General features: G+C 72.7%; 18 protein-coding genes and 1 pseudogene. 6 read left to right on the top strand and 13 right to left on the bottom strand.

Annotated features, from left to right (window positions below):
- Window positions 1-4: 4 nt before the first annotated feature.
- From ACWCYO_RS11240 to ACWCYO_RS11230, 3 genes are all read right to left on the bottom strand, one after another.
- A complete protein-coding gene (locus ACWCYO_RS11240) occupies window positions 5-1,333 on the bottom strand; it encodes an ABC transporter substrate-binding protein (RefSeq protein WP_270141398.1) in 1,329 nt (442 codons plus the stop codon).
- A 50-nt stretch (window positions 1,334-1,383) separates the two neighbouring features.
- Complete coding sequence (locus ACWCYO_RS11235; RefSeq protein ID WP_449784054.1) at window positions 1,384-3,084, bottom strand: glycoside hydrolase family 13 protein; 1,701 nt, start codon at window positions 3,082-3,084, stop codon at window positions 1,384-1,386.
- Between the two features lie 196 nt (window positions 3,085-3,280).
- Window positions 3,281-4,588 carry an ABC transporter substrate-binding protein gene (locus ACWCYO_RS11230; protein ID WP_270141402.1) on the bottom strand — a complete coding sequence of 436 codons (1,308 nt, stop codon included), beginning with the start codon at window positions 4,586-4,588 and terminating at the stop codon, window positions 3,281-3,283.
- 144 nt (window positions 4,589-4,732) lie between these two features.
- Between ACWCYO_RS11230 and ACWCYO_RS11225 the strand changes: the two genes are divergently transcribed.
- From ACWCYO_RS11225 to ACWCYO_RS11215, 3 genes are read left to right on the top strand one after another with little or no spacing between them, the layout of a single operon-like run.
- Window positions 4,733-5,236, top strand: a complete 504-nt coding sequence (locus ACWCYO_RS11225; protein ID WP_270141404.1) for a PadR family transcriptional regulator — start codon at window positions 4,733-4,735, stop codon at window positions 5,234-5,236.
- Window positions 5,237-5,262: 26 nt separating this feature from the next.
- Window positions 5,263-6,006 carry an ABC transporter ATP-binding protein gene (locus ACWCYO_RS11220; protein ID WP_449784065.1) on the top strand — a complete coding sequence of 248 codons (744 nt, stop codon included), beginning with the start codon at window positions 5,263-5,265 and terminating at the stop codon, window positions 6,004-6,006.
- Window positions 6,007-6,010: 4 nt separating this feature from the next.
- On the top strand, window positions 6,011-8,377 hold the full coding sequence (locus tag ACWCYO_RS11215) for an FtsX-like permease family protein (RefSeq protein WP_449784053.1): 2,367 nt from the start codon (window positions 6,011-6,013) through the stop codon (window positions 8,375-8,377).
- Between the two features lie 200 nt (window positions 8,378-8,577).
- Here ACWCYO_RS11215 and ACWCYO_RS11210 read toward each other — a convergent pair whose 3' ends face one another.
- The gene (locus ACWCYO_RS11210) at window positions 8,578-9,918 is read right to left on the bottom strand and encodes a GH1 family beta-glucosidase (RefSeq protein WP_449784052.1); all 1,341 of its coding nucleotides are present in this window, start codon (window positions 9,916-9,918) and stop codon (window positions 8,578-8,580) included.
- Window positions 9,919-10,235: 317 nt separating this feature from the next.
- Between ACWCYO_RS11210 and ACWCYO_RS11205 the strand changes: the two genes are divergently transcribed.
- Complete coding sequence (locus ACWCYO_RS11205) at window positions 10,236-10,883, top strand: phosphatase PAP2 family protein (RefSeq protein WP_449784051.1); 648 nt, start codon at window positions 10,236-10,238, stop codon at window positions 10,881-10,883.
- A gap of 7 nt (window positions 10,884-10,890) precedes the next feature.
- Here the strand turns inward: ACWCYO_RS11205 and ACWCYO_RS11200 are convergent.
- Together ACWCYO_RS11200 and ACWCYO_RS11195 are read right to left on the bottom strand one after the other, a co-directional pair.
- A pseudogene (locus tag ACWCYO_RS11200) lies at window positions 10,891-11,091 on the bottom strand (glutamate-1-semialdehyde 2,1-aminomutase); the annotation flags it as partial.
- A 68-nt stretch (window positions 11,092-11,159) separates the two neighbouring features.
- The gene (locus ACWCYO_RS11195) at window positions 11,160-12,230 is read right to left on the bottom strand and encodes a GNAT family N-acetyltransferase (RefSeq protein WP_449784064.1); all 1,071 of its coding nucleotides are present in this window, start codon (window positions 12,228-12,230) and stop codon (window positions 11,160-11,162) included.
- A gap of 13 nt (window positions 12,231-12,243) precedes the next feature.
- Between ACWCYO_RS11195 and ACWCYO_RS11190 the strand changes: the two genes are divergently transcribed.
- Together ACWCYO_RS11190 and ACWCYO_RS11185 are read left to right on the top strand one after the other, a co-directional pair.
- Window positions 12,244-12,780, top strand: a complete 537-nt coding sequence (locus ACWCYO_RS11190; RefSeq protein WP_449784063.1) for a hypothetical protein — start codon at window positions 12,244-12,246, stop codon at window positions 12,778-12,780.
- The gene (locus tag ACWCYO_RS11185) at window positions 12,767-13,234 is read left to right on the top strand and encodes an NUDIX domain-containing protein (RefSeq protein WP_270141420.1); all 468 of its coding nucleotides are present in this window, start codon (window positions 12,767-12,769) and stop codon (window positions 13,232-13,234) included. The genes ACWCYO_RS11190 and ACWCYO_RS11185 overlap by 14 nt, the downstream gene beginning before the upstream one ends.
- Before the next feature lie 28 nt (window positions 13,235-13,262).
- Here the strand turns inward: ACWCYO_RS11185 and ACWCYO_RS11180 are convergent, their stop codons facing one another.
- The 7 genes from ACWCYO_RS11180 to ACWCYO_RS11150 all read right to left on the bottom strand — a co-directional run bounded on the left by ACWCYO_RS11180 (window position 13,263) and on the right by ACWCYO_RS11150 (window position 19,452).
- The gene (locus tag ACWCYO_RS11180; protein WP_449784050.1) at window positions 13,263-13,670 is read right to left on the bottom strand and encodes an HAD-IA family hydrolase; all 408 of its coding nucleotides are present in this window, start codon (window positions 13,668-13,670) and stop codon (window positions 13,263-13,265) included.
- Window positions 13,670-13,879, bottom strand: coding sequence for a hypothetical protein (locus tag ACWCYO_RS11175; protein ID WP_270141423.1), 210 nt, complete (start codon window positions 13,877-13,879; stop codon window positions 13,670-13,672). Before ACWCYO_RS11175 ends, ACWCYO_RS11180 begins: the two co-directional genes overlap by 1 nt.
- 246 nt (window positions 13,880-14,125) lie before the next feature.
- Window positions 14,126-15,451 carry a glutamate-1-semialdehyde 2,1-aminomutase gene (locus tag ACWCYO_RS11170; protein ID WP_449784049.1) on the bottom strand — a complete coding sequence of 442 codons (1,326 nt, stop codon included), beginning with the start codon at window positions 15,449-15,451 and terminating at the stop codon, window positions 14,126-14,128.
- Window positions 15,452-15,456: 5 nt separating this feature from the next.
- Complete coding sequence (locus ACWCYO_RS11165; protein ID WP_270141425.1) at window positions 15,457-16,005, bottom strand: dTDP-4-dehydrorhamnose 3,5-epimerase family protein; 549 nt, start codon at window positions 16,003-16,005, stop codon at window positions 15,457-15,459.
- Window positions 16,002-17,204, bottom strand: a complete 1,203-nt coding sequence (locus ACWCYO_RS11160; protein WP_449784048.1) for a polysaccharide pyruvyl transferase family protein — start codon at window positions 17,202-17,204, stop codon at window positions 16,002-16,004. Before ACWCYO_RS11160 ends, ACWCYO_RS11165 begins: the two co-directional genes overlap by 4 nt.
- A complete protein-coding gene (locus ACWCYO_RS11155; RefSeq protein WP_449784047.1) occupies window positions 17,201-18,148 on the bottom strand; it encodes a glycosyltransferase family 2 protein in 948 nt (315 codons plus the stop codon). The genes ACWCYO_RS11160 and ACWCYO_RS11155 overlap by 4 nt, the downstream gene beginning before the upstream one ends.
- Entirely contained in the window at window positions 18,145-19,452 is a 1,308-nt protein-coding gene (locus tag ACWCYO_RS11150) for a hypothetical protein (RefSeq protein ID WP_449784046.1), read from the bottom strand. Before ACWCYO_RS11150 ends, ACWCYO_RS11155 begins: the two co-directional genes overlap by 4 nt.
- Between the last annotated feature and the right edge of the window lie 2 nt (window positions 19,453-19,454).

Here is a 19,454-nt window from a genome sequence, read left to right as displayed (position 1 = left end):
TGGATCAGCCCTTGTAGGCCTTGGCCGCGTCGGCTTCGAGCCTGGCCGCGGCGCCCTGGACGTCGGAGGGGTTGGCGAGGAAGTCCTGGAGGTCCTTCCACTCGCCCTGGCCCGCGGTGCCGCCGAACGCGGCGGGGGCCTGGTCCGACATGTCGAAGCGGAAGGTGTCGCCGGCGTCGATCACCGACTTGGCGAACTGCCGGGTGGTGTCGTCGGGGTAGACGGACGGGTCGACCGACTTGTTGGGCGAGATGAAGCCGCCGGCCTTCGCCCAGACGGTCGCGGCCTCGGGGCCGGCCAGGAACTCGACGAACTTCTGCGCGGCCTCGGGGTGCTTGGCACCCTTGAGGACGACCGCCGCGTCGCCCGCGCCCATCACCGGGGCCTTGCCGCCGTCCACGGCGGGGAAGGGGAAGACCTTGGCGTCGGTGCCGACCTGCTTCTTCAGTTCGGAGGCGATGACACCTCCCACGAAGTCGCCCTCATGGGTCATGGCGGCCTTGGGCTGTGCGCCGAAGACCTGCTGAACGGAGGTGGGGAAGTCGGTCTGCAGGGCGCCCTGCCCGCCACCGGCGACGAGTTGCTTGTCGCCGAAGACCTTGCCGAGGGTGGTCAGGGCCTTGAGGACCGACGGGTCGGTCCACGGGATCTCGTGCCGGGTGAGCTTGTCGTAGAGCTCCGGTCCGGCCTGGGAGAGGTAGACGTTCTCGAACCAGTCGGTCAGGGTCCAGCCGGCCTGGCCGCCGACGGTGAAGGCCGGAGTGCCGGAGTCGGCGAGCGTGCGGCCGGCCTTCAGCAGGTCGTCGAAGGTGGTCGGGGGCTGGACGCCGGCGTTCTCGAAGGCGGTGGGGCTGTACCAGACGGTCGACTTGTCGGCGGCCTTGAAGTAGAGGCCGTACTGGGTGCCGTTGACGGTGCCGAGGCTGGACCAGATGCCGGCGTAGTTCTTCTTCGCGGCGTCGGTGACGGCGGGTGAGAGCGGCGCCAGCCAGCCTTTGTCGGCGAACTGCTTGATCACGCCGGGCTGGGCGACCATGACCACGTCCATCGGGTCACCACCCTCGATCTTGCTGCCGACCACGGTGGAGAGGTTGTCACCGGTGGAGGTGTAGCTGACGGTGGCACCGGTCTTCGCGGTGAAGGCGTCCAGCACCTTCTTGAAGTTCTCCTGCTCGGTGCCGCTCCACACGGCGGCGACGGTCAGGGTCTGTCCCTTGAGTCCCTGGGTGGCGGAGTCGGCGGCGGTGCCGCCTCCTCCGCTGCCGCAGGCGGTTGCGGTGGCGGCCAGCACGACGGAGGCGGCCAGGGTGGGGAGAGCGCTACGGAGTCTCATCGTCGAGTCTTCTTCCGTGAGGCGGGTCGGGTTTCGGATGTGATGCCCAGTCAGATATTGCTGGCAGCAGTGTGGTTGATCCACCAGGCGGCGGTTGCGGGCGGCAGGAGGCCGTCGACGCACGGACTGCTGGCCAGCAGGGGCGGACCGGCGACCGGAGCCGGCGCTGGGGTGTCGCCGAAGTTGACGGCGCACACCAGGCCCTCGCCGCGGACGAACGCGAGGACCCCCTGCGGGGTCTCCAGCCACCGCAGTGTCCCCTCGCCCAGCTGCGGGAGTTCACGACGCAGTTGGAGGGCGGTTCGGTACAGGTGGAAGACGGATCCGGTGTCGGCCCGCTGCCGCTCGGCCGTGTGGGCGGCGAAGGAGTCCGGCTGCGGGAGCCAGGGGGCGGCCGGGCTGTCCGGCGGGCTGAAGCCGAACGGGGCCCCGGTGCCCGACCACGGCAGCGGTATCCGGCAGCCGTCGCGGATCCCGGTGCGGCTACCGGTCCGGCGGAAGATCGGGTCGGTGATCGACTCGTCCGGCAGGTCGAGGACTTCGGGCAGCCCGAGTTCCTCGCCCTGGTAGATGTAGACGGCTCCGGGCAGGGCCAGCATCAGCAGGGCGGCGGCCTTGGCGCGGGCGGGGCCGGAGGCCGGGTCCTCCCCCGCGAACCGGCTCACCGTGCGGACCTGGTCGTGGTTGTTGAGCACCCAGGTGACGGTCGACCCGGTGCCGGTGATGTCCCGTACGGCGTCGTCGATGACCCGGTGGAAGTGCGCAAGGTCCCACGGCGCGTGCAGCAGGTGGAAGAAGAAGGCTTGGTGCAGTTCGTCGGGCCGCACGTACAGCGCCTGCTCCGCCGGCGTGGGCACGGAGGCCTCGCCGACCAGCAGCCGTTCACGGCCGTCGCGGGCGGTGTACTGCTCGCAGATGGCACGCCACCGCCGCCAGATGTCGTGCACCTCCGGCTGGTTCCAGGCCAGTGGGTTGACCGAGTCGCGGGTGCGCTCGTCCACGTCCGGGTCGGGCGAGTCCGGCAGTTCCGGATGCTTGTACAGCCCGGCTGCCACGTCGATCCGGAAGCCGTCGACGCCGCGGTCGAGCCAGAACCGCAGCACCTCCTCGAAGTGGACGGCGACATCGGGGTTGCGCCAGTTGAAGTCGGGCTGCTCGGGGGTGAACAGGTGGAGGTACCACTGGCCGGGCCGGCCGTCGGCCTCGGTGATCCTGGTCCAGGCCGGGCCGCCGAACATGGCCCGCCAGTTGTTGGGCGGGAGTTCCCCGTCCTGGCCGCGCCCGTCGGCGAAGTGGAACCGCGCCCGCTCGGGACTGCCGGGGCCGTTGGCCAGAGCCTTCTGGAACCACGGGTGATCACTTGAGCAGTGGTTGGGGACGACGTCCAGGACCAGCTTGAGACCGAGCAGCCCGCAGTCCGCCATCAGGCGGTCGAACTCGGCGAGGTCGCCGTAGACGGGGTCGACGGCGCAGTGGTCGGCGATGTCGTAGCCGTGGTCGTGCTGGGGCGAGACGTAGAACGGGTTGAGCCAGACGCCGTCGGCGCCCAGCTGCCGCACGTGGTGCAGCTGTTCCCGGACGCCGGCGAGGTCGCCGACGCCGTCGCCGTCGGCGTCACGGAAGCTGCGCACGTAGATCTGGTAGATCACGGCGTCGCGCCACCAGGCACGGGCGGCGGGGGTGGTAGGGGCGTGCGAACGAGCGCGCGGCAGGGTGACCGCGTCGCCGTCGGCGAGGGTGGGGTTGAGCATCTCGCTACTCCAACGGTTATGCATTCGCGTTAGGTATAGCAGGCAGATGCCAGCACTGTTAAGCCCTTGTTTGATGGAGTTTCCCAGGAGTTACACGGCGATGCATCGAGGTCAGAGATAGATACCTGTTATGTACTCGCGGGTAAGGCCTCGCGAAGCAGGGGCTGACCGCCCACGGGCCGTCGTCGGCGTCGACTCAGCCGACGACGGCGCGCAGCTCCGCAGCCAGCCGGGGCAGCGCCGCCCCGGCGGGCCGACGGCCCGACACGACCTCGAACGCCGTCTCGCTGAACGCGAGGCTCAGCTGCTGGTACTGCGGCACGCCGGGGCGCGCCCCGGCCGCCAGGATCGCCGTGCGCAGCACGGGCAGGTACGGGAACCGGGCCGTCAGGTCCGGGTCCGCGTAGAGGTCGGCCCAGACCGGTGGCAGCCCGCCCTCGGTCAGCACGCGGGACTGCGCCCGGCGGCTCGTCAGGTAGCCGATCAGTTGCCGCGCGGTGCGCTGGCGCCGGGAGAACCGGCTGACCGCCAGCCCCGAGCCGCCCAGCACACCGCTGCCGGGCCTGTTCGGGCCGGGCAGCGGCACCACGCCGAACCGCCCCTCCACGGGGGAACCGGCGGCGCCGACCGCGTGGTAGACGTACGGCCAGTTCCGCAGGAAGAGCAGGCCGCCCCGGCCGAAGGCCTCGCGGGACTCCTCCTCCTGGTAGCCGAGCGCCTCGCGCGGGATCCAGCCCTCGCGCACGCCGCCGGCCAGAAACTCCAGGCCGGCCCGGGCCTGCGGGCTGTCGACCACCACGGTTCCGTCTCCGGCGAGCAGGTCCCCGCCGGCCGAGCGGATCGCCTCCAGGGCGTTGACGGCGAGTCCCTCGTACGGGCTCAGCTGCCCCGCGTACCCGGACAGCCCGTGCGCGGGGGCCAGTGTCCGTGCCTGCCGTGCCAGGTCGGCCCAGGTGGTGGGCGGTTGCTCGCCGGCGGCGTCCAGCACGTCGCTGCGGTAGTACAGCAGGGCGGCGTTGGCGACGAACGGTACCGCGTACAGCCGCCCGTCGAATTGACCGGTCCGGACGACCGGCGGCAGCAAGCTGCCCAGTGCGAAGTCCGACTCGTCCAGCGGCACGGTCCAGCGCCGGGCCGCGAACTCGGCCGTCCACACCACGTCGAGGTTGAGCACGTCGAAGCGGCTGCCGCCGGCCGACAGCTCTCCGGCAAGCTGGGCGTGCACCTCGTCCGCCGCCTCCGGCAGCTCGACCAGTTCGGCCGGCTGGTCCGGGTGCTCGGCGTTCCAGTCGGCCAGCAGCCCGCGCAGGTAGCCGGTGGTGTCCCGGCCGGTGGCGAGCGTGACCGGCCCGACGCCCTCCTGGTCGCCCATCGCCTGCGCACCGCCGACCAGGCCGTACCAGGCGGACGCGCCCCCGGCCGCGAGCACCGCCGCCCCGCCCACCAGCGCGCGCACCACGCGCCGACGGCCCGCGTCGGGCCCGGTGGGCGGCCGGTCTTCCATGGAGCTCCTTCGGTCCGCCGGCACGGGTGGGGGCCGACGCACGTCCCTTTATACGGCCTCCCTGCTGGTGGGGGCCCGCCTGCCCGTACTGTGTGACCGAGGTGTAACCAGCGAACAGGCACGAGAGGGAAGAGGTGACGCCCGGTGCGCCATCAGCTGCTGGCGCTGCTGGCCCGGCAGCCCGCCTACGGGTACGAGCTCAAGCAGGGGCTTGAGCAGACCTTCGGCGCGGCGTACCCTCAGCCGAACATCGGCCAGATCTACGTGACCCTGAGCCGACTGGAGAAGTCCGGACTGATCCGCGGCACCGAGGTGGCGCAGGAGGGCAGGCCGGACAAGAAGGTCTACGAGATCACGGAGAAGGGCACCGAGGAACTCGCCGGCTGGTTCGAGGCGCCCACCGAGGGGCCCCGCGTCAGGGACGAGTTCTTCATGAAGCTGATCCTGGCCGAAGGCACCGACCTCGCCGACCGGCTGACGCTGATCAACAACCAGCGCCGGCACTGCATCAACACGATGCGCGGACTCAACAAGCTGGCCGCCACCGAGCGCGGCAACCGGACCTCGCTGCTGCTGATCGAGGGCGCCGTCCTGCACCTGCAGGCCGACCTCGACTGGCTGGAGCGTTGCCAGGAGGAGCTCACGTGACCGGCCCGGAGCCGATACCGCCACCGATGCCGCCGCTGCTGGCCGCCGAGTCCGTGGTGCGCTCGCACCTGAGCGGCTCGACCCTGATACCCGCGGTCCGCGGCATCAGCCTGCGGATCGACCGGGGCGAGTTCGTCGCCGTCACCGGCCCCTCGGGCGCCGGCAAGTCCACCCTGCTGCACCTCCTCGCCGGCCTGCTGCGGCCCGACGAGGGCGAGCTGTGGCTCGACGGCCGCCGGGTCGACCGCCTGAAGGAGTCCGCCTGGGCCCGCCTGCGCCGCCGGCACTACGGCATCGTCTTCCAGAGCGGCAACCTGCTCCCCGATTTCTCCGTCGCTGACAACATCGAGCTGACCGCGGTGCTCGCGGGCATGTCCGGCCGCACCGCCCGCGAACGCCGCGAGGAACTCCTTCAGGACCTCGGCCTCGCCCACAAGGCCACCGCCGGGCCCGGCGAGCTCTCCGGCGGTGAGCGCCAGCGCGTCGCCCTGGCCCGCGCGCTGGTCAACCGGCCGCAGCTGCTCCTCGCCGACGAGCCCACCGGAAACCTCGACAGTCGCAGCACCCGCGACGTCCTCGCCCTGCTCAGCCGCTACCACGAACAGGGCACCACCATCGTGCTGGTCACCCACGACGCGCGGGCGGCGAGCACCGCCGACCGGGTCGTCAGCCTCTTCGACGGCCGGATCGCCGACGACGCCCGGGTGGAGGAGCCCCCGGCCGCGCGGCGCGCCGTCGGGGTCCGCGACATCATCGATTTCGGCGGGTGAGCCGGTGCGTGCCCTGCTCCGCTGGATCCGCGTCGACCTGCGCTCGCACCGCGTCCACGCGCTTCTGATCGTCCTCGCCACCGGCGGCACCACCGCCGCTCTCCTGCTTGCCGGCACGCTGCTCGGCGCCGCCGCCGACCCGTGGCAGCGGCAGTTCCAGGCCGCCGGATCACCCGACATCCGGATCGACCTGCGCCCGTCCACGGCCGCCCGGGGCGGCACCGACGAACCCTCGGCCGCCGTGCTCGCCCGCGAACCCGGCGTACTCGCCGTCTCACCACCCCAGCAGACCGCCGAGACCACACTCGTCGGCCGACGAGCAGACGGCGCGGCCGCCGCGGGCCCACCCGGCCGCACCGCGCTCGTGCTGCGCGGGGACACCCCGGGCGCAGCCCGCCCGTTGCTGCGCTCCGGCACCTGGCTCGACCCCGCCGACGCCCGCGGCATCGTGCTCGAACAGTCCGCGGCCGACGCCGCCTGGGCCCACCCCGGGGACCACCTGACCGTCCTCGACAGCCACGGCGCGGCCGTCGAACTACAGGTCCTCGGCATCGCCGACAGCCCCGACCAGCTGCCCAGCCAGGCCGCAGGCTACGACCTCGGCTGGGCACTCCCCGACACCCTCGACCTGGTCCAGCCGGACCAGGCAGCCCGGGGTCTCACCCTCGGCCTGCGCCTGGCCCGTCCCTCCGACGCCGCGTACACGGCCCAGCGGGTGGTCAGCGTCCTCGGTGCCGGGCGGGTCTCCCGGATCACCACCTGGCTGGACGCGCGGGACGCGCGGCAGCAGGACAACCGGCTGGCCGGCCTGCTCCTCGGACTCAGCGGACTCGCCGCACTGCTCGCCGCTGCCCTGGCGGTGGCCGGCGGGGCAGGCTGGCGGATCAGGACCAGGACGGGCGACATCGCCCTCCTCAAGGCGCTCGGCTTCACCGCCGGCCAGGTCGCCTGGATGTTCATCGTTGAACAGCTCCTGCTGGCCGGCACCGGAGTCCTGCTCGGCTCCGGCGGTGCCGCGATCGCCGTCCACACCGTCCCGGCCCTCGGCGGCGGGACCGACGCGCTCCACGGACCCGTGCCCGGCGGCACGGCGACCACCGTCGCCGTCGCTGCCGCCGCACTCCTCGCCGTCGGGGCCGCCGCCGCACTGCCCGCACTGCGGGCCTCGCGGGTCACCCCCGTGCCCCCGACCGACGGCACCCGACCACCCGCAATGACGGCCCGACCGGTCCGGCTCGGCCCACTCCGACGGCTGCCCCCGGCACTCGCGCTCGGCCTCGGCAGCGTCCTGCGCCGACGCTCGGACCTGGTCGGCAGCACCCTGCGGCTGACCGTCCCGGTCGTCGCCGCCACCCTGGCCCTGAGCACCTGGGCGACCCTCGACGCCGTCACCCGGCCCGATCGCGGCGCCACCGTCCCGTCCGTCACCGCCCGCCGCACCACCCCCGATCAGACACCCGGCGACGGGCGGCTCGCCGACGCCCTGGCCGCCGACGGCGCCGTGCAGGGCGTCTACCCGGGCACGGAAATGCAGGCCCTCGCGCCCGGCCAGTCCGCGACACTCACCCTGCGCGCCGTCGGCACCACCGACGCGCCGTACCCGTACACCGTCGTCGAGGGCCGGGCGATCCGCGCCACCGACGAAGCCGTCGCCGGGCAGGGCGCCCTCGACCTGCTCGGCGCCCGGGTCGGCCAGTGGGTGCGGCTCACCACCGGGAGCACCCCCCGCATCCTGCACATCGTCGGACGCAATCTCGAACCGGAACACGGCGGCCGTGTCCTGTCCACCGGGTTCGACACCCTCGACCGGCCCGGCGACCCCACCCACCCGGACTTCTGGCAACTGACCCTGCGCCCCGGCCAGGACCCCGCCGCCGTCCAGCGCGACCTCCCCGCCCGCGCCGGCCTCGCCGGGCAGACGGAGATCCGCCTCCCCACCGGCCCGGTCACCAGACCCGGCGCCCTGCGGGCCAGCGTGGTCGGCCTCCTGCTCGTACTCGCCCTCATCGGCCTGGTCGACCTGCTCACCACCGCCACCGCAGGCTTCCACGAACGCCGCCGGGACCTCGGCCTGCTCAGGGCGATCGGCCTCACCCCGGGCCAGTCCGCCGTCGTGCTCGCCGTCCGCGGGACGGTCATCGCCCTGAGCACCGTCGGCGTCGGATCGGTCGTCGCCATCCCGCTCGTCCGCCGGCTCATCGACCGGCAGGGCGAGCTGAGCGGAATCGGCGCGGGCATCGCCCGCGCCCCGTCCGCCTGGACGATCCTCGCCATGGCCGCCGTCTGCGCCACGACGGCGGCTGCACTCTGCGCACTCCCGGTGCTGCGCATCCCCCCGCCCACCCGGACCCCGGACGGCGCCGGCCGGTAGACGTCGCGGCCCGGGCCGCGAGGGCCTCGTACTGGCCGAGCTCACCGATGCCCGGCTGAACCACTGGGGACGAGCTACGGACTTATCGAACACCCTGTCTTCTGCCTATGTCCGAGGCCCAGCTGCTGCGAACCGAGCCGTCCGGATGGTCTCTCGACTGCTACCGAACGGCCATTCAGTCCGCAATGACTGGAAGCCAACTACTGTGAACGGTGAGCACGATGGGCGGCGATCAGGTCGCGGTACCAGGCGTAGGAGGCCTTCGGCGTGCGCCGCTGCGTCGCGAAGTCGACGTGGACGAGACCGAAGCGCTGGTGGTACCCCTCGGCCCATTCGAAGTTGTCGAGGAGGGACCAGGTGTAGTAGCCGCGGATGTCGATGCCCTCGGCGACGGCCTGGGCGAGGGCGTCGAGGTGGGTGGCGAGGTAGTCGATGCGGGGCTGGTCGGGGGTGGTGGATTCGGTGACGGAGCAGCCGTTCTCGGTGATGGTGATGGGTGGGAGGGCCTTGCCGTAGGAGTCGTGGAGGTGGCGGAGGAGTTGGCGGAGGGCGTCGGGGACGACGGGCCAGCCGAAGGCGGTGTGGGGGGCTTCGGGGATGTCGACGAGGTCGAAGGGGAGGGTGGGGGTGGTGGGGGCGGCGATGCGGGTGGGGTTGTAGAAGTTGAGGCCGAGGCCGTCGAGGCGGGGGGTGTGGATGAGGTCGGGGTCGCCGGGGTGGACGGCGCCGTAGATGTCGTCGGGGACGCCGAGGGCGGAGAGGTCGGGGTAGCGGCCGAGGAGGACGGGGTCGGTGAACAGGCGGTTGTGGAGGGTGTCGTAGGCCTCGGCGGCGGCGAGGTCGTCGGGTGCGGAGGAGGCCGGCCAGACGGGGGTGAGGTTGTTGGAGAGCATCACCTCCAGGCCGCGTTCGTGCAGCAGGGATGCCGCCAGCCCGTGGGCGAGGAGTTGGTGGTGGGCGGCCGGGAGGGCTTCGAACATGAGGGTGCGGCCGGGGGCGTGGGTACCCAGGGCGTAGCCGAAGACGGTGTGGACGAAGGGCTCGTTGAGGGTGATCCAGGTGGGGACGCGGTCGCCGAGGTGGTCGGCCATGACGGTGGCGTAGTCGGCGAAGCGGTAGGCGGTGTCGCGGTTGAGCCAGCCGCCGGTGTCCTCCAGGGCTTGCGGGAGGTCCCAGTGGAAGAGGGTGGGCAGTGGGGTGATGTCCGCCTCGAGCAGGGCGTCGACCAGGCGGTCGTAGAAGGCGAGGCCGGCGGGGTTCACGGGTCCGGAGCCCGTGGGCAGGACGCGGGGCCAGGCGATGGAGAAGCGGTAGCCGTCGAGTCCGAGGCCCTTCATCAGGGCGATGTCCTCGGGATAGCGGTGGTAGTGGTCGCAGGCGACGGCACCGGTGTGGCCGTCCCGGACGGCGCCGGGGCGGGCGGAGAAGGTGTCCCAGACCGAGGGGCCGCGGCCGTCCTCGTTCACCGCGCCCTCGATCTGGTAGGCGGCGGTGGCGGCGCCCCACTGGAAGCCGAGCGGTAGTTCGAAACGATCCGGCATGGCAGTCTCCCGACAGAACATGAGGGGTACTCATGTTACTGGCGTAGCTCCGAACCACCAGAGGGCTTCGGACGATGGGGGGAACCCGGGGAACCCGGGGAAGCGGGCGGCCTGGCCGGCCGCCACGACTCCCTAGGATGGCCCCCGGCGAACCCACCCATCACACGCGGGAGATGCGCCTTGATGCAGAACTACGACATCAAGAAGGAGCGGCCCGGCCTCCATTCGTCGAACCGCCGTCTGCTGGAGGCCGTCCTCGGCCCTCGCCCGGCCGACCGACCGGCCGACCGACCGGCCGACCGACCGGCTGGGGAACGATGAGGCTCAGGCTGGTCGCGGGCCTCGCCGCGCTGGTGGTCCTCGTGCTGGGGATCCGGTACGCGGGCGACGACGGGCCCGGCCGGGTGGACGCGCGGATCGGTGCGGCGGTCTACGGCCCGGGGACGCCGTGGCGGTCCGTCGCCCTGACCATGGACTCGCTGGGGGAACCGGTGGGAGCGGCGGCGCTGGTGGGGGCCGTCGTGACGGGCTGCCTGCTGCTCCGGCGTCCGCGCGCGGCGGTGTTCGCCGTGGCCGGCGTCGGCCTGGCGGTGGGGGCGGCGACGCTGCTCAAGCACCTCGCGGGGCGCACCATCCACGGCGGGAACCTGTCCTACCCGAGCGGGCACACCGCCTTCGCCACCGCGCTCGCCCTGGTGCTGGCGATGCTCGCGACGCGCCGCCGAGGCCAGGACGGGCCCCATCGAGGCGGGGGCCTCAGCCTCGGCGGCGGCCGGACGGCCGGCACCCTGCTCGTGCTCGCCGCGGCACTGCTCGCCGGTGCGGCGATGGGCTGGGCGCAGGTCGCGCTGGGCGCGCACTACCCGACCGACGTCCTCGGCGGCTGGTGCACCGCGCTGGCGGTGGTACCGGCGACCGCCTGGCTGGTCGACCGGGCGGCCGAGCAGCGGCGGCAGCGTAACTGACGGTCAGTCAGGCCAGCCGCCGGAACACCGGCTTCACCGGCCGCCCGCCCAGCCAGGGCGTGGGGTCGGCGGCGTCCAGTGCCTTCCGGTACACCGCACAGGCCGCGGCCACCACGTCGACGGTGTGGTCGATGTCGGCGTCGTCGAGCGCACTGCTCACCACGAACGACGGCGCCAGCACTCCGCCCGCGAGGAGCCGGCGCAGGAACGGGACCAAGCGGCACTGGTCCGCCGCAACTGGGGTGGCCCGGCACCGGATCGCCTTCTTCCGTGGGCTCAGAAGTGGTCGGGCAGCCAGGGGACCTCACCGGCTGTTGCCTCGAGAAGCCCGGCGAGGGCGGCGTCGGAACGGATGTGGACGCCGGAGAGGCGGGCCGTCTCGGGGCTGCACCAGCCTCCGGCGTACCACACCGCGAACTGGCCGGTGGTGAGGGTCACGTGGCCTTCGTCCGGGGTGGGGGTGAGGTCGCCGGTGCCGGCGCGGATGCGTAGCAGGTAGCGGTGGGGCGTCGTGCGGGGGCCTGCTTGCCCGATCTCGATGGGCAGTTCGAGGTCGATGTCGTGGCGCCAGCCGCGCAGGCGTACCGCGCCTTGGGGGTCGAGGATGCGCAGCATCCATGGGTGCCAGGCTTGGGTGGTGACCTGGTAGCGGTGGAGGTTGTGCAGCAGCAGGGGTGCGGGTGGGAGGGCTCCGCGGCGGAAGTGGATGGTCTCGGTGCGGCTGTGGTGGCGGCCGAGGAAGGCGAGCATCGCGGCGGCGCAGTCGTGGTCGTCTGCCCAGAAGTCGTGGACGGTGAGGTCGGTGCCGTGGCGCTCTCGTCGGTTGGTGGTGAGGGAGAGCCATCCGGCGGTCGGCTGGCCGGAGCGGTGGAAGCGGTAGGTGGTCAGGTTGTTCTTGGCGTTCTTCCAGTCCTGCCACCAGGTGGGGCGTTCGAGGGGAGCGTTCCAGCGGCGGGCGAGGTTCCGTTGCAGGGCGTGGGTGCCCGGTCCGTCGCCGTGTTCGATGTGGAAGTCCCCGGCTGTGAAGGAGCGTTTGAGGTCGTCGGCGCGTACGGCGTGGGCGTGGACCGGGGCGGGTGCCTGCCAGCCCAGGTGCCGGGCGTGGCCGTTGGAGAGGGTGGAGACGGTGGAGATGACGGCGCCGCGTTCGCGCAGGGGACGCAGGCGTTCATGGACCATGCGGGCGGCGAGGCGGTCGCCGCGTTCTTCAGGGGCGACGCAGCCGGCGGCGAGGAGGGCGCTGGGGACCGGGGAGCCGCCGAAGTACTGCGGGATGAGCAGGCCGAGGCCGCCGGCGACGACCTTGCCGGAACGGACGGCGACGCGGACATCGGCGTGGCCGTGCAGGTCGGCGGTGCAGATGTACCCGTACCGGTCGGCGGCACCGGCTTCGCTGTGGCGTCAACTGATTAAGGGAGCGACCCAGGAGCTGACGTTCGCCGGGTACACCAACTACTTCCTGTGGCTGGAGCACGCGAACTTCGGCAGCCTGCTGCGACAGAAGGCGGCGGCGGGCGTCCAGGTCCGCTTCATCCTTGGTGAGCCCGGACATCCGGTCACCCGTCAGCGCGAGTTGGAGGAGGATGTACCGCTGAGCCTTTCGACCCGGATCGAGGTCACCCTGTCGGAGTTGGCCAAGCTGCGGGACACGTCGATCGAGGCACGATACGAGACCGCGCACGTCTCACTCAGTGTCTTCCGCTTCGACGACGACATGATCGTCACGCCACTGCTGCCAGGTAGGATCGGCCATGACGCTCCGATGATGCATCTCAGGCGGGCCCAGGACGACGGCGTGTTCGATCGCTTCGCGGGCCACGTTGAGGACTTGTGGACGAAGGGGCGGGACGTATGGACGACCCTGGCAGCGGAGGTGGTGGATCATGCCCAGGCGTGACTACGAGGACGACCCCGACGCCCCGAAGGCGAACTCGCTCGTCCCGGCCGCGTCCGTCGTCGTGGTCGACGATGCGGGCCGTGTTCTCCTCCAGAGGCGCACCGACAACGGGATGTGGGCCCTGCCCGGCGGCAAGATGGACATCGGTGAGTCGCTCGCCGGTTGCGGTGTCCGCGAGACGCGCGAGGAGACCGGCATCGACATCGAGATCACCGGGATCGTCGGCACCTACACCGATCCCCGCCACGTGTTCGCCTACGACGACGGCGAGGTCCGCCAGGAGTTCTCCATCTGCCTCCTCGGACGCCCGCTCGGTGGGGAGTTGCGGGTGTCCGACGAGTCCTACGAGGTGGCGTGGTTCACCCCGATCGAGACGGACGGGCTGCCGATGGTGTCGAACATCCGCAAGCGGCTGGCCGACTGGCGCTCCGGGAAGATCCCTGTGGTGCGCTAGCTACCTTTTGATCACGCGGAAGGGTGGACTAGAGGCTGGGCAGGTGCAGAAGTTCGCGTAGCCGTCGGACGACCACGTCCTCGTCCAGCCCCAGCACAGGGGTGAGGCCGAGCCGCTGGGCGGCGACGAGGTTCTCCTCACTGTCGTCCACGAACAGGCACTCCTCGGCGCTGACACCGAGGCGCTCCAGTACGACCTGAAACGCCTCGGGTTCGGGCTTGCGGACACCATGCTCCGCCGACAGCACCACCGCATCGAAGGTGCCGTGCAGGTCGAAACCAGCGTACGGGTCGTAGGGCTGCCGGCCGAGGCTGTTGGACAGTACCGCCGTCCGCACCCCCGCCGCACGGGCCTGCCGCGCGACCTGGAGAACCTGGTACGTCGGAAAAGCGTCGTGAAGGTACCTCGCCAGCAGGTTGTCCGGCTTCACGTCCATCAGGGCCGCGAACCCGGTGTTCCAGTCCTCCTGGCTGTCCGGCCGAGTTCAAGATTCCGGAACAGGTCCTGCCCCCGCGGGTCGGACCAGGCACGCAGGAACGTCCCCGGGGCGATCCGCTCCCGGTTCTCGAACCACGTGATGACCTCGACCATGTTCGACGTCAGGACGCCGAGGAAGTCGAAGACCACCGCACGAAACGAAGTCACTGCAGCTCGCTCCATCCGCACAGCGTACGGCCGCTCCTGGCTGGTTGCACCGACGTTTGGTCAGGTCCGCCGAGCGTATGGGCGGGGCGTTGCCTGTCAGCCTCGTGGGCTGGGGGTGTCGAAGGTGAGGGGTGATGGGCGCGCACCACCCCGACCGACGCGCTGGGCGGCTGGTGCACCGCGCTGGCGGCGGTGGTGCCGGCGGCCGCCTGGCTGGTCGGTGGGTAGTGGACAAGGGGAGGTAGGTCAGGCGCGGCGGCGGAAGACCGGCTTCACCGGCCGCCCGCCCAGCCAGGGGGTGGGGTCTCCGGCGTCCAGGGCCTTGCGGTACACCGCGCAGGCGGCGGCCACCGCGTCGACGGTGTGGGCGATGTCGGCCTCGTCGAGTGCGCTGCTCACCACGAACGACGGGGCCAGCACTCCGCCCGCCAGCAGCTGGCGCAGGAACAGGGTGCGGTACTCCTGGGAGGGCTGACCCTCCCCGTCGAGGGTGGCGAAGACCAGGTTGCTGGCCCGGCCCCGGACCACGACGTGCTCGCTGACGCCCATGCCGGCGGCGGCCTCGCGGACCCCGGCGGCCAGTTGCTCGCCGAGGGCGTGCAGCCGGGCGCTGATGCCCTCCTCGACGTAGGTGGCCTGCACGGCCATCGCGGCGGCCAGCGCGTGGGTCTCCGCGCCGTGGGTGGTGGAGAGCAGGAACACCCGGTCGCCGTCCCCGCGCAGCCCGCCGCGCTCCATCAGGTCGCGGCGCCCGGCCAGGGCGGAGACGGCGAAGCCGTTGCCCAGTGCCTTGCCGAAGGTGGAGAGGTCGGGGACGACGCCGTACAGGCCCTGGGCGCCCGCCTCGGACCAGCGCAGGCCGGTGATCATCTCGTCGAAGACCAGCACGCAGCCGTGCCGGTCGGCCAGTTCGCGCAGGCCGGCGAGGTATCCGGGCGGCGGCTCGGTGTGGCCGGCGGGTTCGAGGATCAGGCAGGCGATCTCGCCCCGGTGGCGGGTGAGCAGTTCCTCGGTCGCCGCCAGGTCCCCGTAGGGGAAGGAGACGGTGAGGTCGGTGATCGCCGAGGGGATGCCGGCGTCCATCGGCGTGGTGCCGATGAACCAGTCGTCGACGGAGAAGAACGGGTGATCCGCGCAGACCGCCACCAGCGCGCGCCCGGTGACGGCGCGGGCGAGACGGACGGCGGCGGTGGTGACGTCGGAGCCGTTCTTGGCGAACTTCACCATCTCGGCGGTCGGCACCGTGGCCAGGAAGCGTTCCGCGGCGTCGACCTCCACGACGGACGGCCGGACGAAGTTGCTGCCGCGGTCGAGCTCCCGCCGCACCGCCTCGAGCACGCGCGGGTGGGCGTGGCCGAGGCTGACCGACCGCAGGCCGGAGCCGTACTCGACGTAGCGGTTGCCGTCGACGTCCCACACGTGGGCGCCGCGGCCGTGGCTGATGACCGGGGCGAGGTGCTCGGGGTACTGGTCGTCGCCCTTGGCGTAGGTGTGCGCGCCGCCGGGGACCATGGCGTGCAGCCGCTCGTTGGCGGCCCGGGACTTGGGGAGCTGGAAGTCGTCAACGGCCATGGGGATCAGTTCTCCTCAGAACGCAGGGCCTCGGCGAGGCTCGGCGCCTCCCGGTCCCGCTTGGACATCGACACGGGCGGCAGCGGCCAGGCGATGGCGAGCTCCGGGTCGTCGAAGGCGATGGTCACGTCCTCGGCCGGGTCGTGCGGGCGGTCGATCCGGTACGAGACGTCGGCGTCGGTCAACGCCTGGAAGCCGTGCGCGCACCCCGCCGGAATGTAGACGCTGGCCTGCGTCTCGCCGGACAGTTCGAAGGTGGCCACGTTGCGGTAGGTCGGCGAGTCGGGGCGCAGGTCCACGACCACGTCGAACACCTCCCCGTGCGAGCAGCGCACGATCTTGGCCTCCCCGGCACCGGAGCGCAGGTGCATGCCGCGCAGGACGCCCCGCACCGAGCGGGAGACGCTGTGCTGCACGAAGGCGTCGGGGTCGAGTCCCACGGAGCGGAGCACCTCGGCGTCGAAGGTGCGGCAGAAGAAGCCGCGCTCGTCGGTGTACGGGGTCGGGGTGAACAGGTAGGCGCCGGCGATCGCCGGGACTTCGGTGACCTTCAAGACGGGTCCTTAGGCGAGTTCGGGAAGAGGGCCGAGGTCAGGGCGGTGAACTGCCGGTCGAGCCGGCGGGCGACGGCGAGGTTGCGTTCGGCGAGGGTCTGCCGCAGCTCCGCCGACCGCTTCTCCAGCTCCCGGAACTGCTCCAGCAGCCGGTCAGGGTCGACCTCGCGCGCCGGGTGGCAGTACGCGCCCAGGCCCATCCGGTCCATGAGCGCGTCGCTCTTCGCCGCGTAGCTCAGGGCCAGGGTCGGCGTGCCGGACTTCAGCGCGCAGATCAGGTTGTGGTACCTGGTCGCCACCACGGAGTCGGCGGCGGCCGTCTCCGCCATCAGCTCGGTCAGGGAGGCCGCATCGGAGGCGGTGACCAGCGGTGAGCCGACCGCCTCGATGATGGCGGTGACCACCGCCGCGTCGGCGCCGTCGCCGGTGAGCAGGCGCACCTGCCGGCCGTCCTCGACCAGGGTGCGGACGAAGCGGGTCGTCCCGTCGAGGTAGCGCCGGTGGATCTGCCCGGCGCGGGCGCGGTCGTCGTTGCCGCCGTGGAAGTCCATGACGCCCACGCAGACCCGCCCGGGCGAGGGATCCGGGGCGGCGGGCGTCGGCAGGGAGAAGGCGAGGTCCGGGTGCACCTCGTCCCGCGCGGTGTCCACGCCCATGGCCCGCATCGCGTCGCGGGACATCGTGTCCCGGTACGAGCGGTACGCGGCCAGCCGGGCCGACCAGCGCACGAGCGCCCGGGTGGCCCGGTCGCGGATCGGGGCGGCGCCGACGCCGACCAGCGCCACCCTGGTGCCGACCAGCCGCCCGGAGGCGCAGAGCAGGAACAGCGCGTACGGGAAGCCCCAGGGCCGCAGCGGCAGGGTCGCCTCCAGGACGCCCATGCCCGGCACGATCACCACGTCGTGCCGGCGCACCCAGGCGGCGGTGCGCACCACGTCGACGAGCTTGCCCAGGCCCTTGCCGAGGATCGCGCCCGCCCGGGAGGCGGTGCGGTACTCCCCCCGGTACCAGTGCAGCCGGGTTGCGGGGATCCGGTAGCGGGCCGTGACGAACTCGGGCCCGCCGCACAGCGCGTCCACGGCCGCCTCCGGGTGCTCGGCGCGCAGGTAGCCGAGGACGGCCTCCAGCGACCCGTCGTTGCCGAGGTTGCCGGAGCCGAGCAGGCCGAACACCCCGACGCGCACCGGGCGTTGCTTCATGCCCCCCGCCCCTCGCGTCCGGCCACCAGGGCGTCGACGGAGACGGCCAGCTCGGTGGGCACGACCGGGGCGCGGTCCTCGACCCGCTCGCCGGCGCCCGGCCGCGCCCGGCTGGTCATCCAGGAGGCCAGGTGGCGGTAGCAGGCGAGCCGGTCCTTCGGGGACAGCGGCGCCCGCTGGATCGCCTCGACGAAGCCCCAGACGTACTCGACGAGCAGACGGGGCGTCGGGTGCAGCGGGCCGGCCCGGCGCGGGTCCAGGTTGACGCAACGGGAGCGCTTGGAGGGGTTCGCCCGCTCGGCGCGGGTGGGGTGGTCGCGGCGGAAGTACAGCAGCTCGGGCACCTGGTGGAAGGGCCCGTGCAGGCCGATCTCGGCGACGAAGGTGCGGTCCGCGTGGTGATAGCTGTCGTGCGGCTTCACCCGGCGCAGCACGTCGGCCCGCATCACCCCGTAGAAGTCGTCGCCGCCGGGCTCGAACAGCAGGCTGCGGAAGCGCTCCGGCGCGGACGGCGAGTCGGTGGCGAGCCCGTACTCGTAGGGGACCTTCACCCGGCCGTCGCCGTCGATGACCGCCTGGCCGGAGTGGGCGAGGATCGCCTCCGGCCGCTCGTCCAGCGCCTCCACGCAGCGCAGCAGCAGGTCCCGGGCGTACAGGTCGTCGTGCGAGGCCCACTTGAACAGCTCGCCGCGGCACTGGGTGAACACGTAGTTGTGGTTGGGCGCGGCGCCGACGTTGACGGGCAGCCGGAGGTAGCGGATGCGCGAGTCCTGCTTGGCGTACGTGCGGCAGATGTCCTGGGTGCTGTCGGTCGAGGCGTTGTCGGAGATGACCAGCTCGAAGTCCTCGTAGGTCTGGCCGAGCAGGGCGTCGAGCGACTCGGCGAGGTACTCCTCGCCGTTGTAGACGGGCAGGCCGATGCTCAGCCGGGGCACGGTGGTCAAGGCGTCCTCACTTCGGGGATGTCGTTGTCGTGGTGCTCGCGCAGGGCGGCGCGCAGTTGCAGCCACCACAGGGCCGAGCCGCAGGCGGTGGCGGTGGCGACGCCCCAGGCCGAGCCGACCGTGCCGGCCAGGGCCGCCCCGCCGAGCCCGCCGCCGAGGTAGCAGGCGGAGGCGAACAGCTGGCAGCGCAGGCTGCGCCGGGCGGCGGCGAGCGCGCGCAGCCCGGCCGCCGCGCCGCTGCCGAGGCCGGCGCCGGCGACGCCGAGCGTGGCCGGGACGATGAGCTGCGAGGCGGACTGCCAGACGTCGCCGAGGACGAGTCGGCCCGCCCGGTCCGGCATCAGCAACAGCGCCGCGCCCCACAGCAGGGCGGCACCGGCCTGCCCACCGCCCAGCAGGAAGCAGAACCGGCCGAGCCGCTCGGGGGTCTGCCGCAGCACCCGGGCCGCCTCCGCCACGGTGACCAGGGACAGCCCCATCAGCAGGGCGAGGAACGGGCCTTGCAGCAGTTCGGCACCCCGGACGGCGCCCACCGCGCCGACCCCGGCGATCGCGCCGAGCCCGTACGCCCGCAGCTGGCCGGCGCCGCTGAGGCTGACGTTCTCGACCAGGTACCGGGAGCCGAGGTCGCGCTGCTCGCGGAGCCACCCGCGGGCTCCGGTCACCCGGGGTCGGACGCCGGACTGGAGGAAGCCGTATCCGGCGGCGGCCGCGGCGGCGGCGCCCCAGGCCAGCAGGAAGGCGGCCACGGTGCCGAAGCGGGCCGCCACCACCATGGCCGGGACGAGCGCGGCGCCCTGGACCAGGTCGTTGGTGAACGCCTTCCGCCCGGTGCCGGCGGCGAAGAAGGCGAACCGCCGGGAGTCCTGGAGCAGCAGCGCCGGCAGGGCGACGCCGAGGCAGGCGAACGCGGACCCCACCTCGCCACCGAGGCCGAGCCCGACCAGCAGGCACACCGCGCCGAGGGTGGTTCCGACGGCGAGCGCGGTGCCCGAGGACCGGGCGGCCGCCGCGCGCCAGGCCGCCTCCGGCACGCCGCTGAAGCGCACCATGAGCGGGTCGGTGGCCAGCCCGCGGGAGACGTTGAGCACGACGCCGTAGGTCAGCCAGGCCAGGCTGAACACGCCGAACGCGTGCACCCCCAGCTCGCGGGCGACGTAGATGCCCACCGCGAAGTTGATCATGCTGGTGACCGCCTGGTCCGCCAGCCCCCAGGACAGCCGGCCGACCACGCCCCGCTTGACGGGCCGGGCCGCTCCCGGCCGGGCCGCCGGTGCGGTCGTCTTCAACCCCTCGGTGGTCATCG

It is taken from the genome of Kitasatospora sp. NPDC001683 (genome assembly GCF_053596495.1).
The sequence above is the reverse complement of the archived record's forward strand: the minus strand, read 5'-3'. Positions and strand labels throughout refer to the sequence as shown.